We start from the raw sequence: 24,121 nt of genomic DNA, 5'->3' as shown, positions 1-24,121 counted from the left end.
AATCAGGAAACAGCCCCTCGCTGCGCTTGGCGGACTATTCGCCTACGTAGAACAGGCGCTTGTTCACGAACTCGTCCATGCCCAGCGGGCCAAGTTCGCGGCCGAAGCCTGAACGCTTCACGCCGCCGAATGGCATTTCTGCACCTTCCGCGCTGGCTGCGTTCACGTTGGTCATGCCGGACTGCAGCTTCTGCGCCACCTTGGAAGCGCGCTCGACGTCGGTGGAGTGCACCGAACCTCCCAAGCCGTAGATGGTGTCGTTAGCCAGCTCGGTGGCTTCCTCGTCGCTGGATACCTTGTAGACCACGGCTACCGGGCCGAACAGCTCCTCGTAGTAGGCACGCATGTCCTTGGTGACGCCGCTCAGCACCGCAGGGGAGTAGTACGCGGAAGGGCCGTCGTGCAGCACGCCGCCGGCATGCAGGGTCGCGCCCTTGGAGACCGCATCCTGCACCTGTGCGTGCAGATCCTCGGCGGCCTTGCGCGAGGACATCGGGGCGAATGTGCCTTCCTCTTCCTTCATCGGGTCGCCGGCCTTCAAGCCCGACGCACGCTGGGTCAGCTCGGCAACGAAATCATCGAAGATGTCCTCCATGACGATCATGCGCTTGTTCGAGTTGCAAGCCTGTCCGGTGTTGTCGATGCGGAAGCCCCACGCAGTCTCGGCGATGCCGGCGACGTCGTCGGAGTCGAGCACGACGAATGGATCCGATCCGCCCAGCTCCAGCACTGCCTTCTTCAGGTTCCGGCCTGCCTGCTCGCCGATGATAGCGCCCGCGCGTTCCGAACCGGTCAGCGAAACGCCCTGGATCCGGGGATCAGCGATGATGGTCGAGATCTGATCGTGGGTGGCGAACAGGTTGTTGTAGACGCCTGCAGGCACGCCGGCCTCATCCATGATTTCCTGTATGGCCAGAGCCGAACGCGGGCAGGACTCTGCATGCTTCAAGATGATGGTGTTGCCCAGCATCAGGTTTGGTGCCGCGAAGCGGGCCACCTGGTACAGCGGGAAGTTCCACGGCATGATGCCCAGCAGCGGGCCCACCGGGCGCTTCTGCACGATGGCCTTGCCGCCGGAGAAGGACTTGATCTCCTGGTCCGCAGCCAATGCAGGGCCCTCGGTGGCGAAGTACTCGAAGATCTCCTGGCAGAATTCTGCCTCGCCCACGGCCTCGGACAGCGGCTTGCCCATCTCGGTGGTCATGATCTTGCCGAGCTCGGCAGCGCGCTCGGCGAAGAGCGCTCCGACCTTGGAGATGATCTTGGCGCGTTCGTTGATGTCGACGTCCTGCCATGATTCGTAGGCGGTCTGCGCTGCAGCCAATGCCTGCTCGACTTGCTCGTCGGTTGCTGCGTCGAACTCCTCGACAACTTCACCGGTAGCCGGGTTCAAGACCTTGTAGGTTGGGGCGCTCATCAATGCTCCTGTCGTTTGCACAAAAGTGGCCAGCGTAAGCCGCGTGGCTCTAACGTTAGCGGACTCCACGCAATAAATGAATGTAATTCACTTCATATTGCGTCTACTCCGAGCTTATCTGCAGAAACAGCTTTCAGCCACCGAGGAACAGCAGGAATTTGGCTAGGGATGAAGATGCAGACAGAAGCGAGCGAAAAAGCCGTGGTTTCCAAGTCATGTCTTGGAAAGCACGGCTCGAGAGCACAGATAATTACGCTGTGATCAGTGGATCGCTAGCTGATAGCGGAAGTTCGCCACCAATCGATTCCTGCATCGCCTTGGGCGATCTTGGCAATCTGGGCCAATTCAGCCTCGGAGAAGTCGAGGTTCTCCAGCGCACCAAGGTTCTCGTCCAGCTGCTTGGTGGACGAAGCGCCAATCAGCACCGAGGTTGCCGCACCTTCGCGCAGCAGCCAAGCCAAGGCCATCTGTGCCAGCGACTGCCCGCGCTTCTTGGCGACCTCGTTCAGGTTGCGGATCTTGGCGAGGTTCTCATCGGTCAGCTGGGCTTCGAGCGAACGGCGTCCGCCCTGGCGCACCACATCGGTGGTTTCCAGGTACTTGTCGGTGAGCAGGCCCTGGGCCAGCGGGGTGAAGGCAATGGTGCCCATGCGTTCCTTTTCCAAGGTCTGCAGCAGGCCGTGCTCCACCCAAGGGTTCAGGATGTTGTACGACGGCTGGTGGATCACCAGCGGGGTCCCCAGGTCCTTGGCGATGGATGCGGCTTCAGCAGTGCGTTCTGCCGAGTACGAGGAAATGCCCACATAGGTGGCCTTGCCTTGGCGGACCAGGGTATCCAGGGCGCCGATGGTTTCCTCCAGCGGAGTCTTCGGATCGAAGCGGTGCGAATAGAAGATGTCCACGTAGTCCAGATTCATCTTCTTCAGCGAAGCCTCGCAGGAGGCCAGCAGGTACTTGCGGGAGCCAAAGGTGCCGTGCGGGCCTGGCCACATGTCGTAGCCTGCCTTGGACGAAATGACCAGCTCGTTGCGGTAGGGCTTGAAGTCCTTGAGCATCATGCGGCCGAAGTTCTCTTCGGCCGAGCCTGCCGGAGGGCCGTAGTTATTGGCCAGGTCAAAGTGGTTGATGCCATGGTCGAAGGCATGGCGCAGGATCTCGCGCTGCGTGTCGAAGGGGCGGTTATCCCCGAAGTTCCACCACAGACCCAGGGATAGCGGCGGCAGGCGCAGGCCGGAGTCGCCTACGCGGCGGTAGCCGAAGTGCTCGTAGCGGTCTGCGGCAGCGGTGTAGGGGCGGTGCAGTTCAGGGATGGACGGGAGGCGTTCGTATTCCACGAGGCACCTTTCTGCCAGGCCAAGCGCTGGCGAGCGGAAATCGATGAGAAGTCAATTTCCACAATAGGCCAGAGCCTGAACTAAACAAATAGGCCCCGGCGAATCTGCTGTGTGCGTAATAGTTCTGTGGATCGCGTTAAATGATGAACCGACCCGCCAGGCCAAGGAGGTAACGCCTGTGCGGATCGGTTCATCTAGATCACTCGCACCTTGAGAAGGTATTAACCACACTAGGAGCTGATTCTTGTAAAAAGCTGAACACTACGTGTGCGGTCTCTCAGGAAAAGTTGTTGCTAGTAATTCGAGGGCGGATCCGAAGCGGGGAATGATTCGTCTTCCCACTCTTCGACGAGCGCTTCATCGTGGTCGTCATGGTGCTTCTTTTCCTCTTCGGCAAGTCGCAGCTTTTCCTCTTCAACGCCATCGGGCTGCCCAGCAGCTGATTGTTCAGGCATGCTCTTCCTCCCAACTTCCGTGGGCCACCCCCAGCGGGTGGCCTGACCCTGTGTCTTCAGTGTTCACCTATTCGACGCGGTTGTCGAGGGCGGGACGGAATTCTGATTTCGACTTCACCGCCGCTACAGGATTTAATCGGAGGCATGCCGATGATCAATAATCCCGCAGACGGTTCCGAAATCTTCTTTGACGATGACGGGGCCGCCGGGGAACCGATTCTGTTCCTCCACGGCTCCGCCCTGTCCCGCTCCATCTGGAGAGGGCTCGGCTACACCAAGGCGCTCGGCGAGAACCACCGGACCATCCGCATGGACCTGCGCGGACATGGGAAATCAGCCAAATCCCACGACGTAGCCGATTACACCATGGACAAGGTGGTCAGCGACATCCACGCCGTCATGGATCATCTGGGCATCAAACGCATCCATATCGTCGGCTACTCCTTCGGGGCACGTACCGGCCTGCACATGGCCATGCACCATCCCGAGCAGGTGATTTCGCTGATCATGCTCGGCGGCACCTATGAAATCACCCCCGGCGAAATCGGGAAGCTCTTCTTTCCTGGTTACCTTGATGTCCTCCGCAACGGCGATATCGAAGGTTTCGTCACCGGGCAGGAAAAGAATGGGCGTCTGGATCCAGCCACCCGACTGGCCTTCAAGTCCAACGACCCGCTGGCGCTGGCCGCCTACTACGAAGCTGCCGAGACCCTGCAGAACATCGAGGTGTCCGAGCTGGCGAAGATCAGGATCCCGACCCTGCTGCTGATCGGCACCAGGGACCAGCCGCGCTTCGACCAGAACAAGGTCATGGTCCGCACCTTGCCCAATGCGCGCATGGTGGCCTTGCCAGGCCGGACCCACGGCAGCACCCTGTACCCGATTGAACCGGTAGTGAGCGCCATCAAGTCCTTCTGGTCAGGTCGCCAGGCATGAGTTTTGCCCCCTTTGACCTGAACCGGATCTCTTCCGGCCTGGCCTTCGGGCCCAGCAGGGAAGAGCTCTTCGCATCCGTGGCGGCCAATCCCGCGCAGCCGCTGGTGATCCAGGCTCCGCCGGGATCCGGCAAGACGACCATCGTTCCGCCCACGGTAGCCAATGCGCTGCAGCAGGCTGGGTTGGAAGGCAAGGTCATCGTGACCCAGCCGCGTCGCGTTGCTGCTCGCGCGGCAGCCCGCCGCCTTGCCCAGCTGGATGGATCGGCTGTGGGGCAGCGCGTCGGTTTCGCGGTGCGCGGGGAACGCAAAGCATCGGCACAGACCCGTGTGGAATTCGTGACCGCCGGCCTGATGCTGCGCAGGCTGCTGGCCGATCCGGATCTCGACGGTGTGAGCGCGGTGGTCATTGACGAGGTCCATGAGCGGTCGATTGATACGGACCTGCTGCTGGCCATGGTCAACCAGGTCAGCGAATTGCGCGATGACTTCTCGCTGATCGTGATGAGTGCTACCTTGCATGCCAGCGAGCTTTCGGAGCTGATGGTGCGCGATACGGCAGCACCGGTGCTCAGCGCGCAGACCGCCCAGTTCGAGGTGGAAGAAGCCTTCGACAGTTTCGCGGGGATCAGGAATACCGAACGCGGGCTGAACGACGACTACTTGCGCCATGTAGCGTCCGTCGCGGTACGCCATGCGGCGGAAGCCAATGCGGCCAGCGGCACCTCGGTGGACACGCTGGTCTTCGTGCCCGGCGTTCGGGAAGTCGAACGCGTCTGCTCGCAGATCGCAGCCGCAGGCGTGCCGGTCTTTGCCTTGCACTCGCAGATTTCTTCCAAGGAACAGGACCGGATCCTGGGCGAACCGGAACCCGGCAGCGACCCGCGGATCATCGTCTCCACCTCCATTGCCGAATCATCGGTCACGGTGCCGCGGGTGCACCTGGTCATCGATGCCGGCTACGCCCGCGAGCCGCGCCGAGACAGCTCGCGCGGCTTCTCCGGGTTGATGACCGTGGTGGCCAGCCGTTCCGCAGCCACCCAGCGGGCGGGCCGTGCAGGACGCCATGGGCCGGGCAAGGTGGTGCGCACCCTGGATCCGAAATCCTTCGCCGCCGCACCAGCGCACTCCACGCCGGAAATCCGAACCGGAGATCTGGTGGCCGCGGGCTTGTCGCTGGCGGCGTGGGGGACCCCGCGTGGCGAGGGGCTTGCCATGTGGGAGGCTCCGCCGACTGGCGCCATGGCCAGCGACGAACAGGTCCTGCGCAGCCTGGACGCGGTGGATGAGGCAGGCCAGATCACCTCGCTGGGCGAGCAGATGATGAAGATTCCAGCGGACCCGCGTGCCGCCCGCGCGCTGCTGGAGGGAAGCCGGATCTTCGGTGCCCGGGCTGCTGCGGATGCTGTTGCCTTGCTGGCCAGCTCCGAGCGCATCGCCAGCGCGGACCTGAACGAGCTGCTGGTCGCGGTGGCCCGGAATTCGCATCCGGCGCACCGCGCCTGGAAGCATGAAGCGCAGCGCCTGGAAAAGCTCGTGGGAGCTGCGGGGCCGAGCACCGGAAGGCAGGCTGGATCGGCAGCCACGGCATTGGCAGGGGTGTGCGCGTTGGCGTACCCGCAATGGATTGCCCGCAAGACCGGGCCGGACGAGTACCTCCTGGCCTCGGGAACCCGGGCCACGCTGCCTCGGGGCAGCGCGCTGATGCATGAAGAATTTCTCGCGGTCGCCGAGGTGTCCCGCACCGGATTCAAGGCCATGATCCGGCGGGCTATCGGCATTGACTTGGAGACGGCCATAGACCTGCTGCCGCAGATGCACCAGATGCGTGAGGTGGCAGAAATGTCCGACGGCAGGATCACCGCCCGCCGGATCGAAAGCTTCGGTGAGATCGAGCTGGCAGCCCATCCGATCAAGGCCACCGAGGAACTGGGCATGCAGGCTGTGGCCAGCGCCCTTGCCACGCAGGGCATGCGCTTCTTCGGTACCCACGAGAAATTCGATGCCTTGCGTCGGCGCATGGCAGTGGCCCGCCGTTTGCTCGGGGAACCTTTTGTCCGGGTTGACGACCAGAGCCTGGTTGACGCTGCAGATCATTGGCTGCAGCCGGTACTGCGGAAGATTGCTTCCGGCACGAATGCGGCCAAGGTCGACCTGTATTCGGCATTGCGGACATTGCTGCCCTGGGAGCATGCCCATGATTTCGATTCCCTGGTGCCCGAGCGGCTCCAGGTTCCTTCGGGATCGAGAATTTCCGTGGCCTACCCCGAGGTCGGAGAATCTGGTCCTGCGGTTGTCGCGGTGAAACTGCAGGAATGCTTCGGGCTGGAGGACTCGCCCCGCCTGGTCAATGGCAAGCTGCCGGTGCAATTCCATCTGCTGTCGCCAGGTGGCAGGCCGCTGGCGGTGACCGATGACTTGGTGAGTTTCTTCAATGGACCCTATGCCCAGGTGCGTGCTGAAATGCGCGGGCGCTACCCGAAGCATCCCTGGCCGGAGAATCCGTGGGATCACGTGGCCACCGCGAAGACGAAGAAGCGCTTGGGCGAGCAATAGAAAAAGCACGCCCGGACCGCGGCTCAGATTGAGCCAGGTCCCGGCGTGCTTTCCTGCGTCCTGGTACTAAGCGAAGGCGGAGAAGCCGGTGATGTCGCGGCCCATGATCAAAGCCTGCACGGTTTCGGTGCCTTCATAGGTGTGGATCGCTTCCACATCGGCGAAGTGGCGGGCCACGCGGTTGCTGGTCAGGATGCCGTTGCCGCCGAGCAGGTCGCGGGCATTCGCCGCGATGGAGCGTGCGGTGCGGGTGGCGGTGTACTTGGCCAGCGAAGCCTGCGGCCCGGTCAGCTCACCGGAGGTTTCGCGCTTGGCCGCCTGCATCACCAGAACCTGGATGGTGGCCAGCTCGGACTGCATGCGCGCCAGCCGTTCCTGGACGATCTGGCTGGCAGCCAGCGGGCGGCCGAACTGCACGCGCTGCTTGGCATAGTTCACTGCCGACTCGTAGCATGCGGTCGCGTGGCCTACGGCAGACCAGGCGACGCCCAGGCGGGTGGCGAAGAGGACACGGGAGGTGTCCTTGAAGCTCTTGGCTTCCGGCATCACATCCTCATCCGGAACGAAGACGTTGTCCATGCGGATATGCGCCTGCCAGATGGCGCGAAGGGACAGCTTGTTCTCGATGGTGGTGGCCTTGTAGCCCTCGGCATCCTGGTGGACGATGAAGCCGCGGACCTTGCCCTCGTCATCACGAGCCCAGACGATGCTCACGCCGCCGATCGAGCCGTTGCCGATCCATTTCTTCTCGCCGCTCAGTCGGTAGCCGCCCTTGACCTTGGTTGCGCGGGTTTCCAGCGACACCGAGTCGGAACCGTGGGTGGGCTCGGTCAACGCGAAGGAGCCTGGGAGCTCGCCGCGCAGCATGGGGATGGCGTACTTCTGGATCTGCTCTTCATTGCCGCAGTACAGCACCGAGCGAAGTGCCAGGCCGCCCTGGACGCCGACAATGGTGGAGACGGAGCCATCGCCACGGGCCATTTCCATGTTGACCAGGCCGGCAGCAAGCGGACTCATTTCCGCGTAGCCCTCGGGATTCAGGCCATCGCGCAGGAGATCTGCGTCGCCAAGCTTCTTGATCAGGTGCAGCGGGTAGTCGGCCTTGTCCCAGTACTCGTGGATGTCGTGCTTGACCTCATCGAGGATGAACTTGCGGGCCTTGGCGCGCCAAGCATTGTCCGCTTCGCCGACTTCGGCAAAGACTCCGGTCGGGTCGGTGTTGACGTCCTCCGACCACAGGTCGTATTCGGGTTCAACAACGCCTGCGGGAAATTCGAATTCGGTCTCCAGCTGGGACATTTCAGGTGCTCCTAATAGCTAGGGTGAAAAAGTTTCACTCACTAGACTAGTGGAACGCAGTGCCATGTCAAGAAACTAGGTTTCAAGGTGTGGGGGACAAATTACTTTCCGTGCTCTTTAAGTGCGCGGGAGACCGCTTGGAGAATATCCTTCTCCTCGGCGGCGGCGTCCAGCACCGAGACCACCACGCTGGGGGCCGCGGGCTTGGCAGGGGTTGCCTTCTGGTCCGGGTCGAGCAGATCTGCGAAGCGGTTGAGGAACTGGCGTACGTCGTTGGCCAGCTTGGTGCGGTCAGTGCTGTGCGCATCCTTCAGCCAGCTGCGCAGATGGTCATTATGGATGGCCACCAGACCGGCGCTGACGCCTAGGCACAGCGACTTCTCCGATGCGGTCTTCGCCAAGTCGCGGCGCTTCAAGAATCCATAGAATGCGCGTTCGTATCGGTGGGTGGAAACCAGCTCGCGCTCGCGCAACGATGGCACCGAGGAGAGCAGCTTGTGGCGCAGCGCTGCTCCTTCGGGATTGACCGTGTACTGGTCGAAAACTACATGCGCTGCATCGATGAGCGTAGTGATCGCATCAACCGACGAGGCTGCCAGCGTGGTCTCGACGTGCGCAATGATCATTTCCTGGTCGGCAAAGACCATGTTCTCTTTCGAACCGAAACGGCGGAAGAAGGTGGAACGGGAAATACCGGCGGCAGCTGCCAGCTCGTCGACGCTGGTGGCATCGAAGCCCTGCGTAATGAGCAGATCTAAGGCTGCTGGGGGAACTGCGGAAGAAGCGATCATGATTCACGAATTTAGCATGATTCAAGCTGGGAGATTCTTGGGTTCAGCTTTGCGCGCCGCCCAAATGATTGTGAACTACTGCGCCCATGACTACGCTGAACATCAGGGCGTTCTATAGAAGATCGCCATTTCTGGAAGAAAAGAAAGAGAAGTGAGGGCCCATGGGAATCTCGATTGCAAACGCCGCGCTACGTTTGGTCAGTGGCGCGTTCATTCTCAACAGCGGCATCAACAAGTTGCGCATCGATGAAGCGAGCGCGGCCGGCCTGCAGCAGATGGCAGCCAACGGCGTGCCGCAGCTGGCCGAGCTGGAACCAGCAGTTTTCGGCAAGGCTGTCTCCATCAGCGAGATCTCGCTGGGCAGCGCCCTGCTGCTTCCGCTGATTCCATCGCGTCTTGCCGGCTTGGGCCTGGGTGCCTTCTCCGGCGTGCTGCTGGCTTCCTACCTGCGCACCCCGGGCATGACGGAATCCGATGGCATCCGCCCCACCGCAGACGGCACCGCCCTGGCCAAGGATGTCTGGCTGGCAGGTATTGCGGTGGCCCTGATCTTTGGCCGCAAGGCAGCCAAGAAGATCAAGAAAGCGAAATAAACGCTTGAGCAAAGCGCTCAGCTGGCCTTAAGTTGATCTTGAAGACTGCGGTTTTCAGCGGCCATATTTGAACCACAAGCTAAGAGGAGAACCAATGGGTTTCTTAGATGATGCAAAGAAGAAGCTGGGCGAGGCAGTCGAAAACGCGAAGGAATTCGCCGGAGACGCCAGCGAGAACATCAAGAGCTTCGCAGCTGATGCCCAGGAGAAAATCGGCGAGAAGGTCGACGAGTTCAAGCACGGCGACAACGAAGAAGATCCTGAAGACAAGGTCTAAGGGCCATAAGGCAAGCGCCTGATCCACCGACGTTCACGTCATGGATCAGGCGTTTGCCTTTGACGCGTTGCCTAGCGCCGGGCCTTCTGGCCGTCGCTGAGGAACGCAACAACCAGCACGGCGGCCACGGCGATGAAGCCTGGCAGCATCAACGCCTGCCCCAGGCCGACAGACATGGCTTCCATGATCACCGCAGGATCCTTGGAGTCCGCCTGCGCGATCTGCGCCGAAACACGGGCATCCATCATCACCGCGATCAGCGCCGACCCAAGGACCGAACCGATTTGCCGGGTGGTGTTGTAGATTCCCGAACCGGCACCGGCATCACGCGCGGTCAGGTCCTTGGTGGCCGCCAGCGACAGGGACGGCCAGATCATGGCTGAACCGACGCCTTGGACCGCCGAAGGGATCAGCAGGGCCCACAGCGGGATATCGGCGTGCATCAGGAAGGCATAGGCCACCGTGGCACCGCCAAACAGGAAGAACCCGGGCACAGCCAGGATCCGCGGACTGAGCTGATTGACCTTCTTGCCCAGCTGCGGAGCGATGAAGATCGCCACCAGGGCCATCGGGGAAATCATCAATGCGGACTCGGTCGGACTCAGACCACGCACGTTCTGCAGGAAGAACACCATAGGCAAGGCGATGGTCGCGATCGTCAGGCCCATGAACGTGATCGCCACATTGGCCAGCGAGAAATTGCGCACCGTGAACAAGCGCAGTGGAACCAGCGGCTCGGATTTGGTCTTCGACTGCCACCAGACGAAGGCACCCATCAGCACAATGCCGATGATGATCAGATGCCACGAATTCAGCGGGCCAATAAATGGTTCCCAATTGGTGGCGTCGCCTTCCTGGATGCCGAAGACCAAGCAGAACATGGCCAGCGCCGAGAGGAAGACTCCGAACCAGTCGAAGGAATGCGCATGGGCTTCAAGCGCGGGAACGAACTTGAAGACCATGGCCAGGCTGAGAACCGAGATGGGCAGGTTGATGAAGAAGATCCACTCCCAACCAACAGAGTCCACCAGCAAGCCGCCGGCAATCGGTCCGATCAGCGAGGCGATGCCCGCCACCGCACCCCACAATCCCATGGCCGCGCCGCGGTGCTGGTACGGGAAGAGCCGGGTAATGAGCGTCATGGCCTGCGGGGAAATCATCGAAGCGCCCAGGCCCTGGACGGCGCGTGCTGCCACCAGGGAACCGAGGGAATCGGACAGGCCGCACCACAGCGAGGCCAGCGAGAAGACCACCATGCCGATGAGGTAGATGTTGCGCGGGCCAAAGCGGTCGCCGAGCCTTCCGGTGACCAGCAGCGGCACGGCGAAGGTGAGCAGGTAGGCGCTGTTGACCCACAGGATGCTGGAGATGTCGGCATCCAGCGACTTCATGATGGCAGGCATCGCGGTGGACACGATGGTGGTGTCCAGCAGGATCATGAAGAAGCCGATGACCAATGCCCAGAGGGCTCGCCACGCGGCTTTTCTGTCGAAGTGTGATTCGAGATTCGCAGTATCAGGCACCGCTCAAGGCTATTCCCTATTCGCCGGATGCGGAACCGATAGCGAACCTATGAAGGTTAATCAGTCGAAGCTCACATCACCGGAGATGCGGGTGGCGACATCACCGCTGACCCAAACACCACGTTCGGTCGCTTCGATATGCAAGATCGCTTCACGGCCCAGGCGGGTACCCTGGCGTACCGTATAGCGTTGCGGCGCATACCCGGATTGCGTCAGCCAGGTGCCGAACGCCGCGTTCAGCGAACCAGTGGCTGGGTCTTCAGGAACGGCCTCGCCGGGGATGAAGGCACGGACCTCATAGTCGGCGGGAGGCTGGAGCACTACATTGCGGAAACGCTCCTCGGAACGCTCGAAATCAGAAAAGTCCAAGGGACGCAGTTCTTCACGCGTCCCGGAAACCCGCGGGATGACCGATCCGCGCGGTTGCCACACGCTCTGCGAGACGCTGGAGGCCGTGTAGGGGCCGATGACGCCGACTTCCAACCCCTGGAGCGCCACGTAGTCCGGTTCGATACCCAGCACGATATCGGCGTCACGCAGCACCAGGCCGGCAGGATGCGGACCGTTGACCAGCCACTGGTGGTCCACCACGTCTTCCTCGCGAATGCCCAGACCGGCAATCGCCCATTGCAGGACATCCGGCTCCAAAGGACCGGAGCGGGTGAGCGGGGGAGCGAGGAAAGCCAATCGCCGCGAGTGCCGGTCGCTGCTCTCGCGCTCCACGCGCACCGGGATCAAGCCGGCGCCGCACTGCTGGATCAGATGGCCGGACGGGCCGGCTTCCCCACCGGATTCCAACCAGGCATGGGCAGCGCCAAGGGTCGGATGGCCGGCAAAGGGAAGCTCGGTGCTCGGGGTGAAAATGCGGATGGCATAGTCGGCTTCCTCGTCGCTCGGTTCGACGAAGAATACGGTTTCAGCAAGATTCATCCACTGCGCAAAGTGCTGCATCTGGTCATCGCTCAGGCTGTCAGCATTGAACACGACTCCCAGGCCATTGCCGTTGAAAGCAGTGGGTGCAAAGACGTCAACCTGCTGATAAGAGAATGTGCGCGACATACTTAGCATGGTGGCACATTAACCAGCAGGTTGACCCGGTGTTACGTGTTAGGTCACGCAAAAAGTTGCGAACGCATCATGCAAGCGGACCTTCCTTACCAATGGTGCGCAACATCGATGACCAAGCGTGAACCGTCGCCAGGTCCAGCCAGGGTGAACACGCGCATCGGAAGCCGGGCCCTGGTGGAGATCCCCACCTTGGTCTGGCCTTCAAAGCTGCCCAGCCAGACCAACTGGCGGAACGTCGTATAGCCCAGATTCTTCACCTTCGCTCCGGGATTGAACCCCGGAGCTGTTGGTGCCTGCACCAGGATTTCCAAGTTGGCCCCACCCGTGGTGGCCACCGGCAGTCCGGAACCGATTCCAGTCAGTTCGCTGACATACCTTGCCGAGTAGCTGGCAGCCGGTCCTGCCAGATCAATGACCAGCCGGTCAAAGCACAAATGACGTCCGGTACGCAGATCCTGAACCGTGGAATGCGTGGACAAGGAACCGGTTTTGGCCAAAGAACCCCAATAGACCGTTGGACAGGAAGTGGATGCCTGCGCGGCCGGCGCCGGAGCCGCCGCGGAAGCCGGCGTCACCACGAGCAAGGCCGCCGCCACCGCGCCCAGCGCGATTCCGATTTTTCCGTGGCGCATAGGGATCACCGTCTTTCTTGGTTTGCGCCTGCTGGCAGAGCATACTGCCAGTGAATCTACTAAAGTCCTGGAGCACGTGAAGCACAAGGGCAAAAAGGAATTGGAACCACACTGAGACGGTTCTGCAATGGTGCTGGAAACCTCCCGAACCATATGGTGGGACGAAGGTTCCGCACAGCATTTATTTAGCGCCATATGACATGCTTAAAGCATGTCTCCTACCCCCGTTGAACCTCTAGACGAAACCGTCGAGGAAGTCATTACAGCATCAAGCTTCCTCCCCGAATCGTTGCAATTCTGGGTTGTGCTGCTGATCGGTGCGCTCGTAGCCGCAATCTTGGCATTCGTTTTCAGCGGCGTGGCACGCCGCGTGCTGCGCCGGATCGGCGTGGATGAAGCCGATGTGAAAGCCACCAGATTCCCGTTCTTCGGCATGGTCACATCGATCATCGCGAAGTCGGCTTTCGCGGTCTTCTATAGCGATCGTCCCTGGTACAACCCCTGGCAGTTCGCCATCCTGATCGTCTTGGTCTTCTTCCTCACCTGGTTCATTATCAAGCTGGTGCGCGTGATTGAAGCCGGCATGATGGCACGCTTCGAGTCGAGATTCGGCCCAGGACGCAGGCTTGCCAAGGTCCAGACGCAGGTCGGCCTGATGCGCCGCGTGCTGATCGCGGTGCTGTGCATCCTTGCCGTCGCCGCGGTGCTGCTGACAATCGAACAGGTCAGGGCGCTGGGCGCCGGCCTGTTGGCTTCGGCCGGTCTGGCATCGGTGGTCGTCGGCTTGGCCGTGCAATCAACCTTGGCCAACGTCTTCGCCGGCTTGCAGGTCGCCTTCACCGACTCCATCCGCGTGGATGACACGGTGGTGGTCGAAGGGGAGCGCGGCACCGTCGAGGAAATCACCCTCTCCTACGTCGTCGTGCACCTGATCGATGGGCGCCGGATGATCCTGCCATCGACCTACTTCACCACCACGCCGTTCGAGAACTGGTCGCGGCGCAGCACCGAGATTTCCGGAAATGTCGCACTGCAACTGAAGCTCAATGCGCCCATTGCCTACTTGCGCCAGCGCAGCACCGAACTGCTTGAGTCCTCCGACTGGTGGGACGGCCGGGATAATGAGCTACTCGTGACGGATGCCCAAAATGGCTTGCAGACAGTGACCATTTATTTATCTGCGCGCAACGCCGGGGACCTGTGGAACCTGCGCAACATGCTGCGCGAGAAGCTGCTGGCCGAGCTGGTGGAAAACTACCCTGACTGCCTGCCAGATCCCCGGATGATCCCGAGCAACCCAGTCTGATGGCATAGAGATAGCCACTGATTCCAGTCCTTCGAACTGGTTTCAGTGGCTATTTCCGTTTCCCGGTGAAATCAAAGCCGCAACGCCGCAGGCCCGTAGTCGTTGTAGCGCTCCTGGCGGGCCGTCGCCTCGCGCAATGCGTCGATCAGCGACTCGGCCTTGCCAATCAGATCGCTGATCAAATCATCGTCCCGTTCCACCCAGAGGTATTCGGGAACCGCGCGCACCGGCACGAAATTGTCGTGTTCTTCCCAGACGAACAGCGTGCGTTCGGCACCGATCACGTGCTGCTGCCACAGGATCTGGCGCAGATAGTTCTTCGGGATTTTCTTGAACGGCTTATTGGTGGTCTTGATTTCAGCCAATACCGGAACCCCCGAAGCGTCAAAGCCAAGGCCATCGGGAGTTGCCAGATGCAGTTTCGATTGCTGCGAGTGGAAGAGCTGGGTGGAAGGGAAGATATTGAAATTCTCTTGGACCCAGGCGGCAATGACCGGTTCGCGCTTGCGTCCATGGTCGGTGTAGGGATTGCCGGAGAAGCCATTGCCGTACAGCTTGTCCCATGCGGCGTTCTTGATGGACTTCTCGGTGGACAGCTTGGCCACGTCCGTTGCCGTGATGCCCTGCGCTCGTGCCCGCAGCCACTCGATGCGGTTAGAAGAGTCAGCTAAAACACGTTCGAAGCATTCATGGTGGACGCCGGGCACAGTAATCACTTGATCTATTCTTCCCCATGAAGGGGCAAGAATCGTGCACCTTGGCCTCGCAGCCGGCGTGAGACTAGTCGCTGGCTCCGGCGATAGCGGTCAACAGCTGATTGATAGTCGGCGTCTCACTGGCACGGAATTTCTCTGTGCCGTCCTGCAATAGCCGGATGACCGGGGTGCTGGTGATTCCCAATTCCTCGCCACGGGCCACCTGCTCCACGACGTTGACCTCTTCGACCTCCAACGCGGGCAGCAATTCCTGCACTCGGGCCACGGTTTGCCGAGTGCGGACGCATGGCGCGCAAAATGGCTGCGTATACAATTCCAGCTTCATTTGCCGCTGACTGCTCCTGCTGTAGTTGTGAACAAGACGCCGGCAACTCCTACCGGGGGATGAGCCCGGCCGGAGGCGACTTGGCCCCCTGCGCCGATGCGCGTAAGGGCACACGATTGAAAACATTGGGTCATGCTTGAAAATTCCCTTGGCCATCCACCCGTCCTCGACGCTCGCAGACTCTACCGCAGCTTCGGCTCCACCACCGCATTGAACGGCATCGACCTGCAGATTGCACTGGGCCAATCGCTGGCCATCATGGGTCCCTCGGGGTCCGGCAAATCCACGCTGCTGCACGCACTGGCCGGTATCGAACTTCCAGACGCCGGCAGCATCATGCTGAACCTCCCGGGCCGGGCACCGGTGGATATCCAAGGGCTCAAGGACAAGGCGCGCACCAAGCTGCGCCGCGAATCCTTCGGCTTCGTCTTCCAATCCGGACTGCTGATTCCCGAGCTGACCGCCGAGGAAAACGTGGCCATGGCCCTGATGATCAACGGGGTGCCACGCAATGCCGCCATTGCCAGCGCCGGATCAGCGTTGGCCGAACTGGGCCTGGCGGGGATGGAGCAACGCCGCATCGGCCAGCTCTCCGGCGGGCAGCAGCAACGCGTTGCCATAGCCCGCGCACAGGTCACCGGAGCCATGGTGGTCTTCGCCGATGAACCCACCGGCGCCCTGGACTCGACCACGGGATTCGAGGTGCTCGATACCTTGCTGCGCTGCACCGTCGGCGCCGGCAAATCACTGGTGATGGTGACCCACGATCCCAACGTAGCCGCACGCTGCGGCCGCATTGTGCAGCTGCAGGACGGCCAGTTGACCAGCGGCAGCCTGCACCCGTCGAATGCAGCGAAGGACGGTGCCCAGCAGTGAATATCCTGCACCTTTCATGGATGCTCGGCCGGCCGGCGAAATCCCGGCTGGCACCGCAGATCCTGACCGCCAGCGCCTACGCCATGGTCAGCGCGATCCTGCTGATCGTGCTCGGCGGCGCCTACTCCTTCACCAGTTTCAAGCTCGAAGCCCAGGGAACCTATCTGCCCTTGGCCATCTTCGCCGTGGTGCTGCTGGTGGTCCCGCTGCTGGTGCTCGGCTCGGCCGCGGCCCGGCTTTCCGCACGCTCCAATGACCGGGCCCTGTCATCTTTGCGCTTGCTCGGCGCCACCGGTGCGCAGATCAGCCTCGTGGCAGTGCTCCAGGCAGCAGGCACGGCACTGGCCGGTGCGCTCGCCGGTATCGCGCTGTACTTCCTGGCAGCCCCGTTGGCTTCCTTGATTCCGTTCCAAGGTGCGCCGATCGGCTCAGCCATCTACTTGCCGCTGTGGGTGCTGGCGGTAGCGGTAGCCGCTATCGTGCTCCTCGCGGCGGGCAGTGCAGCTGCCGGCCTGCGCAAACTGGTGATCACCCCGCTGGCGGTGGCAACCCGCAGCACGGTGCCCACACCCAGCTGGCTGCGCGCGGTAATCGCCGTTGGCGGCATCCTGCTGCTGTACGCGCTGTTCTCGAACATGGGCCAATTCATGCAGTCCATCGCCGCGATCATCGCAGTGATTGCGGGCGGATTCGGCCTGGGCTTGCTGGTGATGAACCTTCTCGGCCCGTATCTGGTGGCCAAGGCGGGCAAGGGCAAGCTGCGCAAGGCCAGCACTCCGCAGCAGCTGCTGGCGGCCCGCATGATCCTGGAAAGCCCTGCCGAGTCCTGGCGCCAGGTCTCCGGGGTGGCCATGGCTTCCTTCGTCGCGGTGGTGGGCGGAAGCGGTGCCGCCCTGATGGCATCGCCCGGCAATGAATTCGGCCAGGGCACCTGGATGGAGCATGTGCCGGCAGATATCGTCACCGGCGTGCTGGTGACCCTTGCCATCAGCTTCATCTGCGTGGCCGCCTCGGCAGCGATTTCGCAAAGCGCCAGCACCTTGGACCGTGCCCCGCTGTATCGCGGGCTGAACCGCTTGGGCATGCCCTACACGACGATGAACGCCGCGCGCACCAAGTCGATCATGATCCCGGCGCTGACTGCCTCGCTCGGTTTCGCCATCGCCTCCACAATCCTCGTGCTGCCCCTGGCCGGGGCCGCCGTCCTGCTCCAGCCGCTGACAGTCATTACGGTCATTGCCTGCGTCGCGCTTGGATTGCTGCTGGTGCGAACGGCAATTTCGGTTGCCGATCCGCAGAAGCTGCTAGCAAGTAGAGAATAAATTCTCTGGTCAGCACACCGAAATAATGGCCCGATTTGGTTAGGGTCACTTCCGGGCCGGTGATTAGAGACGTTTCGTGTTGCGTAATGCTGACAAAAACGCGTATTGTGGCATACGGCCCGGATAGGCTTGCCTAACCTTGCTGACCGATACGCTTACAGTACCTCGCATAGTCTGGAATTACCGACCCATGAAAAATTCACGTCGCGCCGGAATTTTCGCCGCATCATCCGTCATCCTCGCCCTCGGCCTGACCGCCTGCGGCGCGTCGAGCAACTCGGCGGATCCATCGGCTGACACCTCTGCCAAGGCTGCAGAAGACTTCACCCCGGTCACCATCGAGAACATCTATGGCGAGACCACCATCGAAGAAGTCCCAGAACGCATTGCGACCATCTCGTGGGTCAACGCCGACACCCTGCTGGCACTGGATACCGTGCCGGTAGGCATGGACACCGACACCTACGGCATGAACGAGAACAACTCCACCGCGTGGAAGGACGCCGCGCTTCAAGAGCAGGGCGCCGCCATCGGCTCCGAGAACGCTCCCGTGCAGTACAAGGTGGGCGACGACATCGACTACACCGGCATCGCCGCCAGCAAGCCGGATGTCATCTTCGCCCCATACTCGGGCCTGAAGAAGGAGCAGTACGAGAAGCTGCAGGAAATCGCCCCGGTCGTTGGCCCGATTGAGCCGAACTACCTGACCAGCTGGGAGCAGGCAGCCGAGGCCGCCGGCCAGATGCTGGGCAAGGAAGAAGAAGCCGACGCCCTGATCGAAGAGATCGAAGGCAAGCTGGCCAAGGTCGGCGAAGACAACCCAGTGCTGAAGGACACCACCTTCATCGCCGCCGACCTGTCCGCTCCGGACACCGCCTACGTCTACTCCGAGGGCGACACCCGCCCGCGCTTCCTGAGCGCGCTGGGCATGACCCAGGCCGAGTACGTGCAGGAGAACGCCGCCAAGGACACCTTCTTCTTCACCGTTTCCCCTGAAAAGGTCAACGAGTGGGATTCGGACATCGTCTTCGCCTCGGCAGTTGCGGGCAACACCATGGACGACATCATCAAGGGCCAGCCGCTGTACGGCCAGATCCCTGCCGCGAAGAACGATGCAGTGGCACTGCCAGGCACCGACGAGGCAACCCTGGCCATCTCCGCGGCATCGCCGCTGTCCATCGAATGGGCACTGGAGAACGTGGTTCCAGGCATCGTGAAGGCTGCCGAAAACGCGGCTGCCGCGAAGTAGCTTCGGGCTAGGGATTCACTGACAGATAGTGCAATTGCGCTTCCAGGGAATGGGTAGCCGCGCCCACCAGGCGCGCATCGAGGTCGGGGTAGACGTGCTCCAGCAATTCTGCTGGCTGCGTGTCGGCCCCGGCCTTGCCGAGTTTCCGCAGCGCCGCACGCACCTGGTCCAGCCGGGACTGGCGGTGCTCGATGTACATCTGCAGCAGCGGATGCGAGGACTCGTGCTGTTCGCCGTGCGCCGGATGCAATGCCATGTCGGGCAGCGCCAGCAGCCGCTGCAGGGAGTCCAGGTAATCGGCCAGCGTGCCATCGGGATGCTCCAGGATGGTGGTGCCGCGGCCCAGCACGGTATCCCCGGTGAACAGGTGGGCGCGTTCGCCCTGGCGGATGAAGCACACCGAGTCCGAGGTGTGTCCCGGGGTGGAGAGCACCTGGATGCTGGCCCCGGCCGCATGGATCACCTCGCCATCGGCGAGGACCGGCGCATCCCGGCAGTACTCGGGGAGATTGGCGCGCACCGGCGCCGCGGCCATCCGGCGCAGCGCATCGATGCCTCCGGTGTGATCGGCATGCCGATGGGTAATGAGCACCAGCTGGATGTCGAACACCGCCAAGGCTTGCAGATGCTCTTCGAGCTCGGGGCCCGGGTCGATCAGCACCACCGGTGTTCCCGGCGCGAGTTCGCCCGCAGCCGGGTCGAACAGCAGATACGAATTAGTCCCGTCCAAAGTCATTTCAGAAGGATTCGGCGCGCGCAGCACGCCGATCCCGGGGGCGATAATAGTGGGCAAGGGAAGAAGAGCCATAGCAATGAGTGTAGGAACCAATGACCGCGACTGAAAGCGTGACGCGCCAGTCACCGGGGGCCGCATCGGCAAAAACCACCCGGAAGCTCGGAGCCGTGCTGCTGCTGATCCTGCTGCTCGCACTGGCACTGTTCGCCTCGCTGCTGCTCGGTGCGCGCAGCGTCTCGATCGGCACCGTCATCGATGCCATCTGGAATTTCGACCCGACCAACGGCGACCAGGGCGTGGTCGCCTCGCGCTTCGCCCGCACCGTCGGGGCCATCGTGGTTGGCGCCGCCCTGGGCTTGGCCGGGGCCGGCCTGCAGGGGCTGACCCGCAACCCGCTGGCCGATACCGGCATCCTGGGCCTGAACGCCGGATCCTCCGTGGCAGTGGTGCTGGCGATCGCCTTCCTCGGCGTCCGCTCGCTGGGCGGAATCATGGTTGCCGCCTTCATCGGCGCCGCCGGGGTGATGGCGCTGGTCTACCTCGTGGCGAATGTGGGCCGCGACGGCGCCACCCCGATCAAGCTGGCCCTCGGCGGTGCCGCCATGGCCGTGGGCGTCGGGGCGATCACCAATGCGATCCTGATGATTTCCGATGCCACCGTGGACCGCTTCCGCATGTGGCAGGTGGGCACGCTGTCCAGCAGCGGCATCGACACCTTCCTCGGCGCGATTCCCGTGGTGGCGGCCGGCGCGCTGATCGTGCTGTCAACCGCCAGGGCCTCCAATGCCGTGTCCATGGGCGATGACACCGCGATCGCCCTGGGTTTCAACCTGAACCGCGCCCGGCTCATCGGCTCCATCGGCGTGGTCATTCTCGCCGGCACAGCTACCGCTGTGGCCGGGCCCATCGCCTTCGTCGGCCTGATGATCCCGCATGCGGTGCGCCTGCTGGTCGGTTCCGACTACCGCTGGCTGATGCCGGCGTGCCTGATCGCCGGTCCGATCCTGCTGCTGGTCGCTGATACGGTGGGACGGATCATCGCCCCGCCCAGCGAGATCCAGGTAGGCGTCATGTGCGCCATGCTCGGCGGACCGATCTTCATCATCATGATGCGCAGCGGCATGAAGTCGGTGAGCCTGTGAGCACGAGCGAAATGGAAGCAACCACCATGGCCCAGCCGACCAGTACCGGGGACGCGGACCTGCCGGCGAAGCCGCCGGCTGCCGCCCAGTCCGGCACGACGCTGGCGGCCCGGCGCCGCTCCCGCGAGCGCCGCACCGCCCTGTGGATGGTCGTGGCGCTGGTGCTCGCCATCGCCGCCTACCTGTTCTGGGGACGGGACCGACTTCCGGCGGCCGAGGTGTTCCAGGTGCTTGGCGGCGAGAAGGTGCCGGGCACCAGCTTCATCATCATGTCCGACCGCCTGCCGCGCATCGCCGTGGGCGTGCTCGCCGGTGCTGGCCTGGGCATTTCCGGTGCGCTGTTCCAGCGCTGGCTGGGCAACCCGCTGGCCAGCCCCGACGTGATCGGCGTGGGCTACGGCGCCTCGGCGGCCGCCGTCTTCGCCATGATCATCCTCGGCTACACCGACTGGAAGCTCAACGCCTTCTCGCTGGCCGGCGGGCTGCTGGTCGCCGCGCTGATCTATTGGCTCTCGGCCGCGGGCAAGCGCACCGGGTCCCGGCTGATCCTGGCCGGCTTGGCCATCGGCGCAATGCTGCAGGCGCTGATCCAGTACCTGCTCACCCAGGCGCAGGTGAACACTGCCAGCGATGTCATGCACTGGTTGACCGGTTCACTGGCCAGCAGCAACTGGGAGAACGCGCTGCTGCTGCTGGTCTCCCTCGGCGCCATCGGCATCTTGCTGCTGCCGCTGGTGCTGCGCCAGCTGAAGATGCTGGAGCTGGGCGAGGACGCCGCGGCGGCTCTGGGCCTGCATGTCGGCTGGGCCCGTGCCCTGCTGGTCTTCGTGGCCGTGGCCATGGGCGCCCTGCCGATCGCCGTCACCGGGCCGATGGCGTTCGTCGCCTTCCTGGCCGGCCCGATTACCGCCGCGCTGACCCGCGGACCGATCAACATCCTGCTGGCCGGCCTGACCGGTGCCACGCTGGTGACCATCGCCAATTTCTTTGCCGCGAACTTGTTCGCGGACCTGTCGCTGCCGGTGGGCGTTATCACCGGCGCATTCGGTGCACCCTTCCTGATTTGGATTCTGGTGCGCGCCAACTCAACTGGAAGCGGGGCATAACCCATGGCCACTTTGCAGGCTAGCGATCTGACCTTGGCCTATGACAAGGTCACCATCGTCGACGAGCTGTCGCTGGATATCCCCACCGGGCAGGTGAGCATCGTCGTCGGAGCCAACGGCTGCGGCAAGTCCACCCTGCTGCGCGCCCTCTCCAGGCTGCTGAAGCCGGCCGGGGGGCAGGTGCTCCTGGACGGCGCGGATATCCACTCGAAGCCGGCCAAGGTAGTCGCCAAGACCCTGGGCCTGCTGCCGCAGTCGCCGACAGCGCCGGACGGCATTACCGCCCGCGAGCTGATCAGTCGCGGCCGCTACCCGCACCAGGGCCTGTTCAAGCGCTTCTCCGCCGAGGACGAGGCGGCGGTGAACCGCGCCATGGAACTGACCGGCACCACCGAGCTGGCCGACCGCTCGGTGGACGAGCTCTCCGGCGGGCAGCGTCAGCGCGTCTGGATCGCCATGGCCCTGGCCCAGGAGACCGACCTGCTGCTGCTCGATGAGCCGACCACCTTCTTGGACGTGGCGCACCAGCTCGAAGTCCTGGATGTGGTCAGCGAGCTGAACCGCAGCCGCGGGATCACCGTGGTGATCGTGCTGCACGATCTGAACCTGGCTGCCCGCTACGCCGACTACCTGGTGGCCCTGCGCCACGGCAAGATCTACGCCGCCGGCCACCCCAACGACGTGGTCACCGAAAAGACTGTCAAGGATGTCTTCGGCATGCCAAGCCGCGTGATCCCGGACCCGGTGGGCGGCACCCCGCTGGTGCTGCCCATTGGCCGGCACCGCGTGCTGCGCACCGAACAGGTCCTGGCCACCAAGGGGATCTACCGCAGCGAAGCGTCGGCGCGGGACACCGTGGCGAAGCAGGCCGCCAGCGTGAAGGAAGCCGCCGAAGCCGCGGCCCAGCTCGATCCGCAGGCCATGCGCCCGGCCCATGAGCATGTGCCGACCTTGGCTTTCGACACCACGGTCGTCAAGAGCCAGCAGCTGGCCCCGTCCTTCCGCCGGCTCACCGTCAGCGGCGAGGACCTGGAATACTTCGGCACCAACAGCCACCCTTTGGATATGCGCATCAAGCTGCTGCTGCCGCCGGCCGGCGGAACCGCGCTGACGGACGAGATCGCCTCTATGCGCCCGGAGGCGCTGACCAGCCCGGCCGAGCAGCAGGGCTGGTACAAGCGCTGGCTGTCCATTGATCCGGACACCCGCGGCTACATGCGCACCTATACGGTGCGGGCCTTCCGCGAGGCAGGGCACCGGGACAATATCGGGGCCACCGCGGAGCTGGACATCGACTTCGTGATGCACGGGCATATCGTGGACGGCCAGCTGCAGGGCGGACCAGCGACGGAATTCGGCGACCGGGCCAAGGTCGGCGACCAGCTCTTGCTGCTGGGCCCGAACAAGACCCTGAACGACTCCACCTACGGCGGCATCGAGTTCCGCCGCGGCGAGGCAACCCGCGTGGTGCTGGCCGGCGACGAAACCGCCGCCCCGGCGATCTGCGCGATCCTCGAAGAGCTGCCGTCGAACGTCACCGGCCATGCGCTGATCGAGGTTCCGGAGACCACCGACATCCTCGGTGCTTCCACCCGCTCGGGCGTCTCGGTGCAGTGGCTGACCCGCGGCAGCCACGAGCATGGAGAATTGCTGCAGGCCGCCTTGCGCCAGGTGGTCGCGATTCCGGCCGCCGGAGTGGTGCATACCAATGCCGAGCCGGAAGATATCGATGTGGATGCCGACATCCTGTGGGAGACCGGCCAAGCGAACACCGCGCCGTTCTACGCATGGATTGCCGGCGAGGCCGGCACGGTCAAGGAAATGCGCCGTTATCTGGTGCGCGATGCCGGTGTGGACCGCAAGCAGGTGGCCTTCATGGGCTACTGGCGCCGCGGAAAGACCGAGAACTAGGCGGCAGCGTCAACCAGAACCAGGGCCCCGGCACACTGTGCCGGGGCCCTGGTTCGTTCTGGCAGCGGTCCGCTATTTTTCTTTGGCCGGGTTCTGGCACGCGCCGCGTGCAGGCCGCGGGTTTTCGCGGTCGAGGATTGCCAGAAGCCGGGTGAGCTCGGCGCGATCCTCGTCGTCGAGTTTGTCGAAGTAGCCATCCATGCTGGAACGGCGCAGCTCGGCAAGCTCCCCGAGCTGGGCGCGGCCCGTGTCGCTGAGCGCGATCAGCGTGGCCCGGCGGTCCGCTGGATCCGGGGTGCGCACGACCAATTTCTTGGCCTCCAGCTGGTCGACCACCTCAGTGGTCGAGCGGGCGGCAATATGCAATCGTTCTGCAAGCTGCGAGTTGCGCAGCCCTGCGTCTTCGGCGCGGGCCAACAGGGTCAGCACCCGTGATTGGTGCGGGGTGATGCCCAGGGGAATCAAGCTGTCCCTCCACCTGCCGCGAAGCATGCGCGAAGCGTGGAGGAAAAGATCTGCCAAGTCAGGCTTGGATTCGTCGTTCTGCATGTT

At 63.0% G+C, this 24,121-nt stretch carries 23 protein-coding genes; 11 read left to right on the top strand and 12 right to left on the bottom strand.

Annotation, left to right across the window (positions count from 1 at the left end; translation table 11 throughout):
• Positions 1 to 34: 34 nt before the first annotated feature.
• From ACR9WD_RS12990 to ACR9WD_RS12980, 3 genes are all read right to left on the bottom strand, one after another.
• Positions 35 to 1,417, bottom strand: coding sequence for an NAD-dependent succinate-semialdehyde dehydrogenase (locus ACR9WD_RS12990; protein WP_434922176.1), 1,383 nt, complete (start codon positions 1,415 to 1,417; stop codon positions 35 to 37).
• Between the two features lie 272 nt (positions 1,418 to 1,689).
• A complete protein-coding gene (gene mgrA, locus ACR9WD_RS12985) occupies positions 1,690 to 2,751 on the bottom strand; it encodes an L-glyceraldehyde 3-phosphate reductase (RefSeq protein WP_434922175.1) in 1,062 nt (353 codons plus the stop codon).
• A 293-nt stretch (positions 2,752 to 3,044) separates the two neighbouring features.
• Complete coding sequence (locus ACR9WD_RS12980; RefSeq protein ID WP_434922174.1) at positions 3,045 to 3,206, bottom strand: hypothetical protein; 162 nt, start codon at positions 3,204 to 3,206, stop codon at positions 3,045 to 3,047.
• A gap of 144 nt (positions 3,207 to 3,350) precedes the next feature.
• Between ACR9WD_RS12980 and ACR9WD_RS12975 the strand changes: the two genes are divergently transcribed.
• Together ACR9WD_RS12975 and hrpB are read left to right on the top strand one after the other, a co-directional pair.
• The gene (locus tag ACR9WD_RS12975; RefSeq protein WP_434922173.1) at positions 3,351 to 4,142 is read left to right on the top strand and encodes an alpha/beta fold hydrolase; all 792 of its coding nucleotides are present in this window, start codon (positions 3,351 to 3,353) and stop codon (positions 4,140 to 4,142) included.
• Positions 4,139 to 6,697, top strand: a complete 2,559-nt coding sequence (gene hrpB / locus ACR9WD_RS12970) for an ATP-dependent helicase HrpB (protein ID WP_434922172.1) — start codon at positions 4,139 to 4,141, stop codon at positions 6,695 to 6,697. The genes ACR9WD_RS12975 and hrpB overlap by 4 nt, the downstream gene beginning before the upstream one ends.
• Before the next feature lie 66 nt (positions 6,698 to 6,763).
• On the opposite strand, the gene ACR9WD_RS12965 is transcribed toward hrpB, so the two are convergent.
• Complete coding sequence (locus ACR9WD_RS12965; protein ID WP_285673945.1) at positions 6,764 to 7,996, bottom strand: acyl-CoA dehydrogenase family protein; 1,233 nt, start codon at positions 7,994 to 7,996, stop codon at positions 6,764 to 6,766.
• 101 nt (positions 7,997 to 8,097) lie between these two features.
• Positions 8,098 to 8,787 (bottom strand): TetR/AcrR family transcriptional regulator, encoded by a 690-nt coding sequence (locus tag ACR9WD_RS12960; protein ID WP_073707925.1) that lies wholly within the window; start codon positions 8,785 to 8,787, stop codon positions 8,098 to 8,100.
• Between the two features lie 161 nt (positions 8,788 to 8,948).
• On the opposite strand from ACR9WD_RS12960, the gene ACR9WD_RS12955 reads away from it, so the two are divergent.
• Complete coding sequence (locus ACR9WD_RS12955) at positions 8,949 to 9,380, top strand: DoxX family membrane protein (RefSeq protein WP_100339263.1); 432 nt, start codon at positions 8,949 to 8,951, stop codon at positions 9,378 to 9,380.
• Positions 9,381 to 9,474: 94 nt separating this feature from the next.
• Positions 9,475 to 9,657, top strand: a complete 183-nt coding sequence (locus tag ACR9WD_RS12950) for a hypothetical protein (RefSeq protein ID WP_066141310.1) — start codon at positions 9,475 to 9,477, stop codon at positions 9,655 to 9,657.
• A gap of 71 nt (positions 9,658 to 9,728) precedes the next feature.
• On the opposite strand, the gene ACR9WD_RS12945 is transcribed toward ACR9WD_RS12950, so the two are convergent.
• The 3 genes from ACR9WD_RS12945 to ACR9WD_RS12935 all read right to left on the bottom strand — a co-directional run bounded on the left by ACR9WD_RS12945 (position 9,729) and on the right by ACR9WD_RS12935 (position 12,880).
• Positions 9,729 to 11,180, bottom strand: coding sequence for a DHA2 family efflux MFS transporter permease subunit (locus tag ACR9WD_RS12945; RefSeq protein ID WP_434922171.1), 1,452 nt, complete (start codon positions 11,178 to 11,180; stop codon positions 9,729 to 9,731).
• 60 nt (positions 11,181 to 11,240) lie between these two features.
• Complete coding sequence (locus ACR9WD_RS12940; protein WP_233125400.1) at positions 11,241 to 12,239, bottom strand: PhzF family phenazine biosynthesis protein; 999 nt, start codon at positions 12,237 to 12,239, stop codon at positions 11,241 to 11,243.
• A 95-nt stretch (positions 12,240 to 12,334) separates the two neighbouring features.
• Positions 12,335 to 12,880, bottom strand: coding sequence for an AMIN-like domain-containing (lipo)protein (locus ACR9WD_RS12935; protein ID WP_038993738.1), 546 nt, complete (start codon positions 12,878 to 12,880; stop codon positions 12,335 to 12,337).
• Between the two features lie 211 nt (positions 12,881 to 13,091).
• On the opposite strand from ACR9WD_RS12935, the gene ACR9WD_RS12930 reads away from it, so the two are divergent.
• Positions 13,092 to 14,186, top strand: a complete 1,095-nt coding sequence (locus tag ACR9WD_RS12930; RefSeq protein ID WP_052254100.1) for a mechanosensitive ion channel family protein — start codon at positions 13,092 to 13,094, stop codon at positions 14,184 to 14,186.
• Positions 14,187 to 14,257: 71 nt separating this feature from the next.
• On the opposite strand, the gene ACR9WD_RS12925 is transcribed toward ACR9WD_RS12930, so the two are convergent.
• Both ACR9WD_RS12925 and ACR9WD_RS12920 read right to left on the bottom strand, forming a co-directional pair.
• Entirely contained in the window at positions 14,258 to 14,902 is a 645-nt protein-coding gene (locus ACR9WD_RS12925) for a YqaJ viral recombinase family protein (RefSeq protein WP_233125401.1), read from the bottom strand.
• 64 nt (positions 14,903 to 14,966) lie between these two features.
• A complete protein-coding gene (locus ACR9WD_RS12920; protein WP_434922170.1) occupies positions 14,967 to 15,227 on the bottom strand; it encodes a thioredoxin domain-containing protein in 261 nt (86 codons plus the stop codon).
• 132 nt (positions 15,228 to 15,359) lie between these two features.
• On the opposite strand from ACR9WD_RS12920, the gene ACR9WD_RS12915 reads away from it, so the two are divergent.
• From ACR9WD_RS12915 to ACR9WD_RS12905, 3 genes are all read left to right on the top strand, one after another.
• Positions 15,360 to 16,103, top strand: coding sequence for an ABC transporter ATP-binding protein (locus ACR9WD_RS12915; protein WP_434922169.1), 744 nt, complete (start codon positions 15,360 to 15,362; stop codon positions 16,101 to 16,103).
• Positions 16,100 to 17,425 carry an FtsX-like permease family protein gene (locus ACR9WD_RS12910; RefSeq protein WP_434922168.1) on the top strand — a complete coding sequence of 442 codons (1,326 nt, stop codon included), beginning with the start codon at positions 16,100 to 16,102 and terminating at the stop codon, positions 17,423 to 17,425. Before ACR9WD_RS12915 ends, ACR9WD_RS12910 begins: the two co-directional genes overlap by 4 nt.
• Positions 17,426 to 17,615: 190 nt before the next feature.
• A complete protein-coding gene (locus tag ACR9WD_RS12905; protein ID WP_073707928.1) occupies positions 17,616 to 18,674 on the top strand; it encodes an ABC transporter substrate-binding protein in 1,059 nt (352 codons plus the stop codon).
• 7 nt (positions 18,675 to 18,681) lie between these two features.
• On the opposite strand, the gene ACR9WD_RS12900 is transcribed toward ACR9WD_RS12905, so the two are convergent.
• Positions 18,682 to 19,467 (bottom strand): MBL fold metallo-hydrolase, encoded by a 786-nt coding sequence (locus tag ACR9WD_RS12900; RefSeq protein WP_434922167.1) that lies wholly within the window; start codon positions 19,465 to 19,467, stop codon positions 18,682 to 18,684.
• 35 nt (positions 19,468 to 19,502) lie between these two features.
• Here ACR9WD_RS12900 and ACR9WD_RS12895 point away from each other — a divergent pair, with 35 nt between their 5' ends.
• Genes ACR9WD_RS12895 through ACR9WD_RS12885 form a run of 3 tightly spaced genes read left to right on the top strand, consistent with a single transcriptional unit; the run spans position 19,503 to position 23,569 of the window.
• A complete protein-coding gene (locus ACR9WD_RS12895) occupies positions 19,503 to 20,552 on the top strand; it encodes a FecCD family ABC transporter permease (protein ID WP_434922166.1) in 1,050 nt (349 codons plus the stop codon).
• Positions 20,549 to 21,658 carry a FecCD family ABC transporter permease gene (locus tag ACR9WD_RS12890; protein ID WP_434922165.1) on the top strand — a complete coding sequence of 370 codons (1,110 nt, stop codon included), beginning with the start codon at positions 20,549 to 20,551 and terminating at the stop codon, positions 21,656 to 21,658. Before ACR9WD_RS12895 ends, ACR9WD_RS12890 begins: the two co-directional genes overlap by 4 nt.
• A 3-nt stretch (positions 21,659 to 21,661) precedes the next feature.
• Entirely contained in the window at positions 21,662 to 23,569 is a 1,908-nt protein-coding gene (locus ACR9WD_RS12885; RefSeq protein WP_149597234.1) for an SIP domain-containing protein, read from the top strand.
• Positions 23,570 to 23,641: 72 nt separating this feature from the next.
• On the opposite strand, the gene ACR9WD_RS12880 is transcribed toward ACR9WD_RS12885, so the two are convergent.
• Entirely contained in the window at positions 23,642 to 24,118 is a 477-nt protein-coding gene (locus ACR9WD_RS12880; RefSeq protein WP_149597233.1) for a MarR family winged helix-turn-helix transcriptional regulator, read from the bottom strand.
• Positions 24,119 to 24,121 lie beyond the last annotated feature (3 nt).

Origin of the sequence: Glutamicibacter sp. PAEs-4 (genome assembly GCF_051161755.1) — a bacterium.
Classification (GTDB): Bacteria; Actinomycetota; Actinomycetes; order Actinomycetales; family Micrococcaceae; genus Glutamicibacter; species Glutamicibacter nicotianae.
The sequence above is the reverse complement of the archived record's forward strand: the minus strand, read 5'-3'. Positions and strand labels throughout refer to the sequence as shown.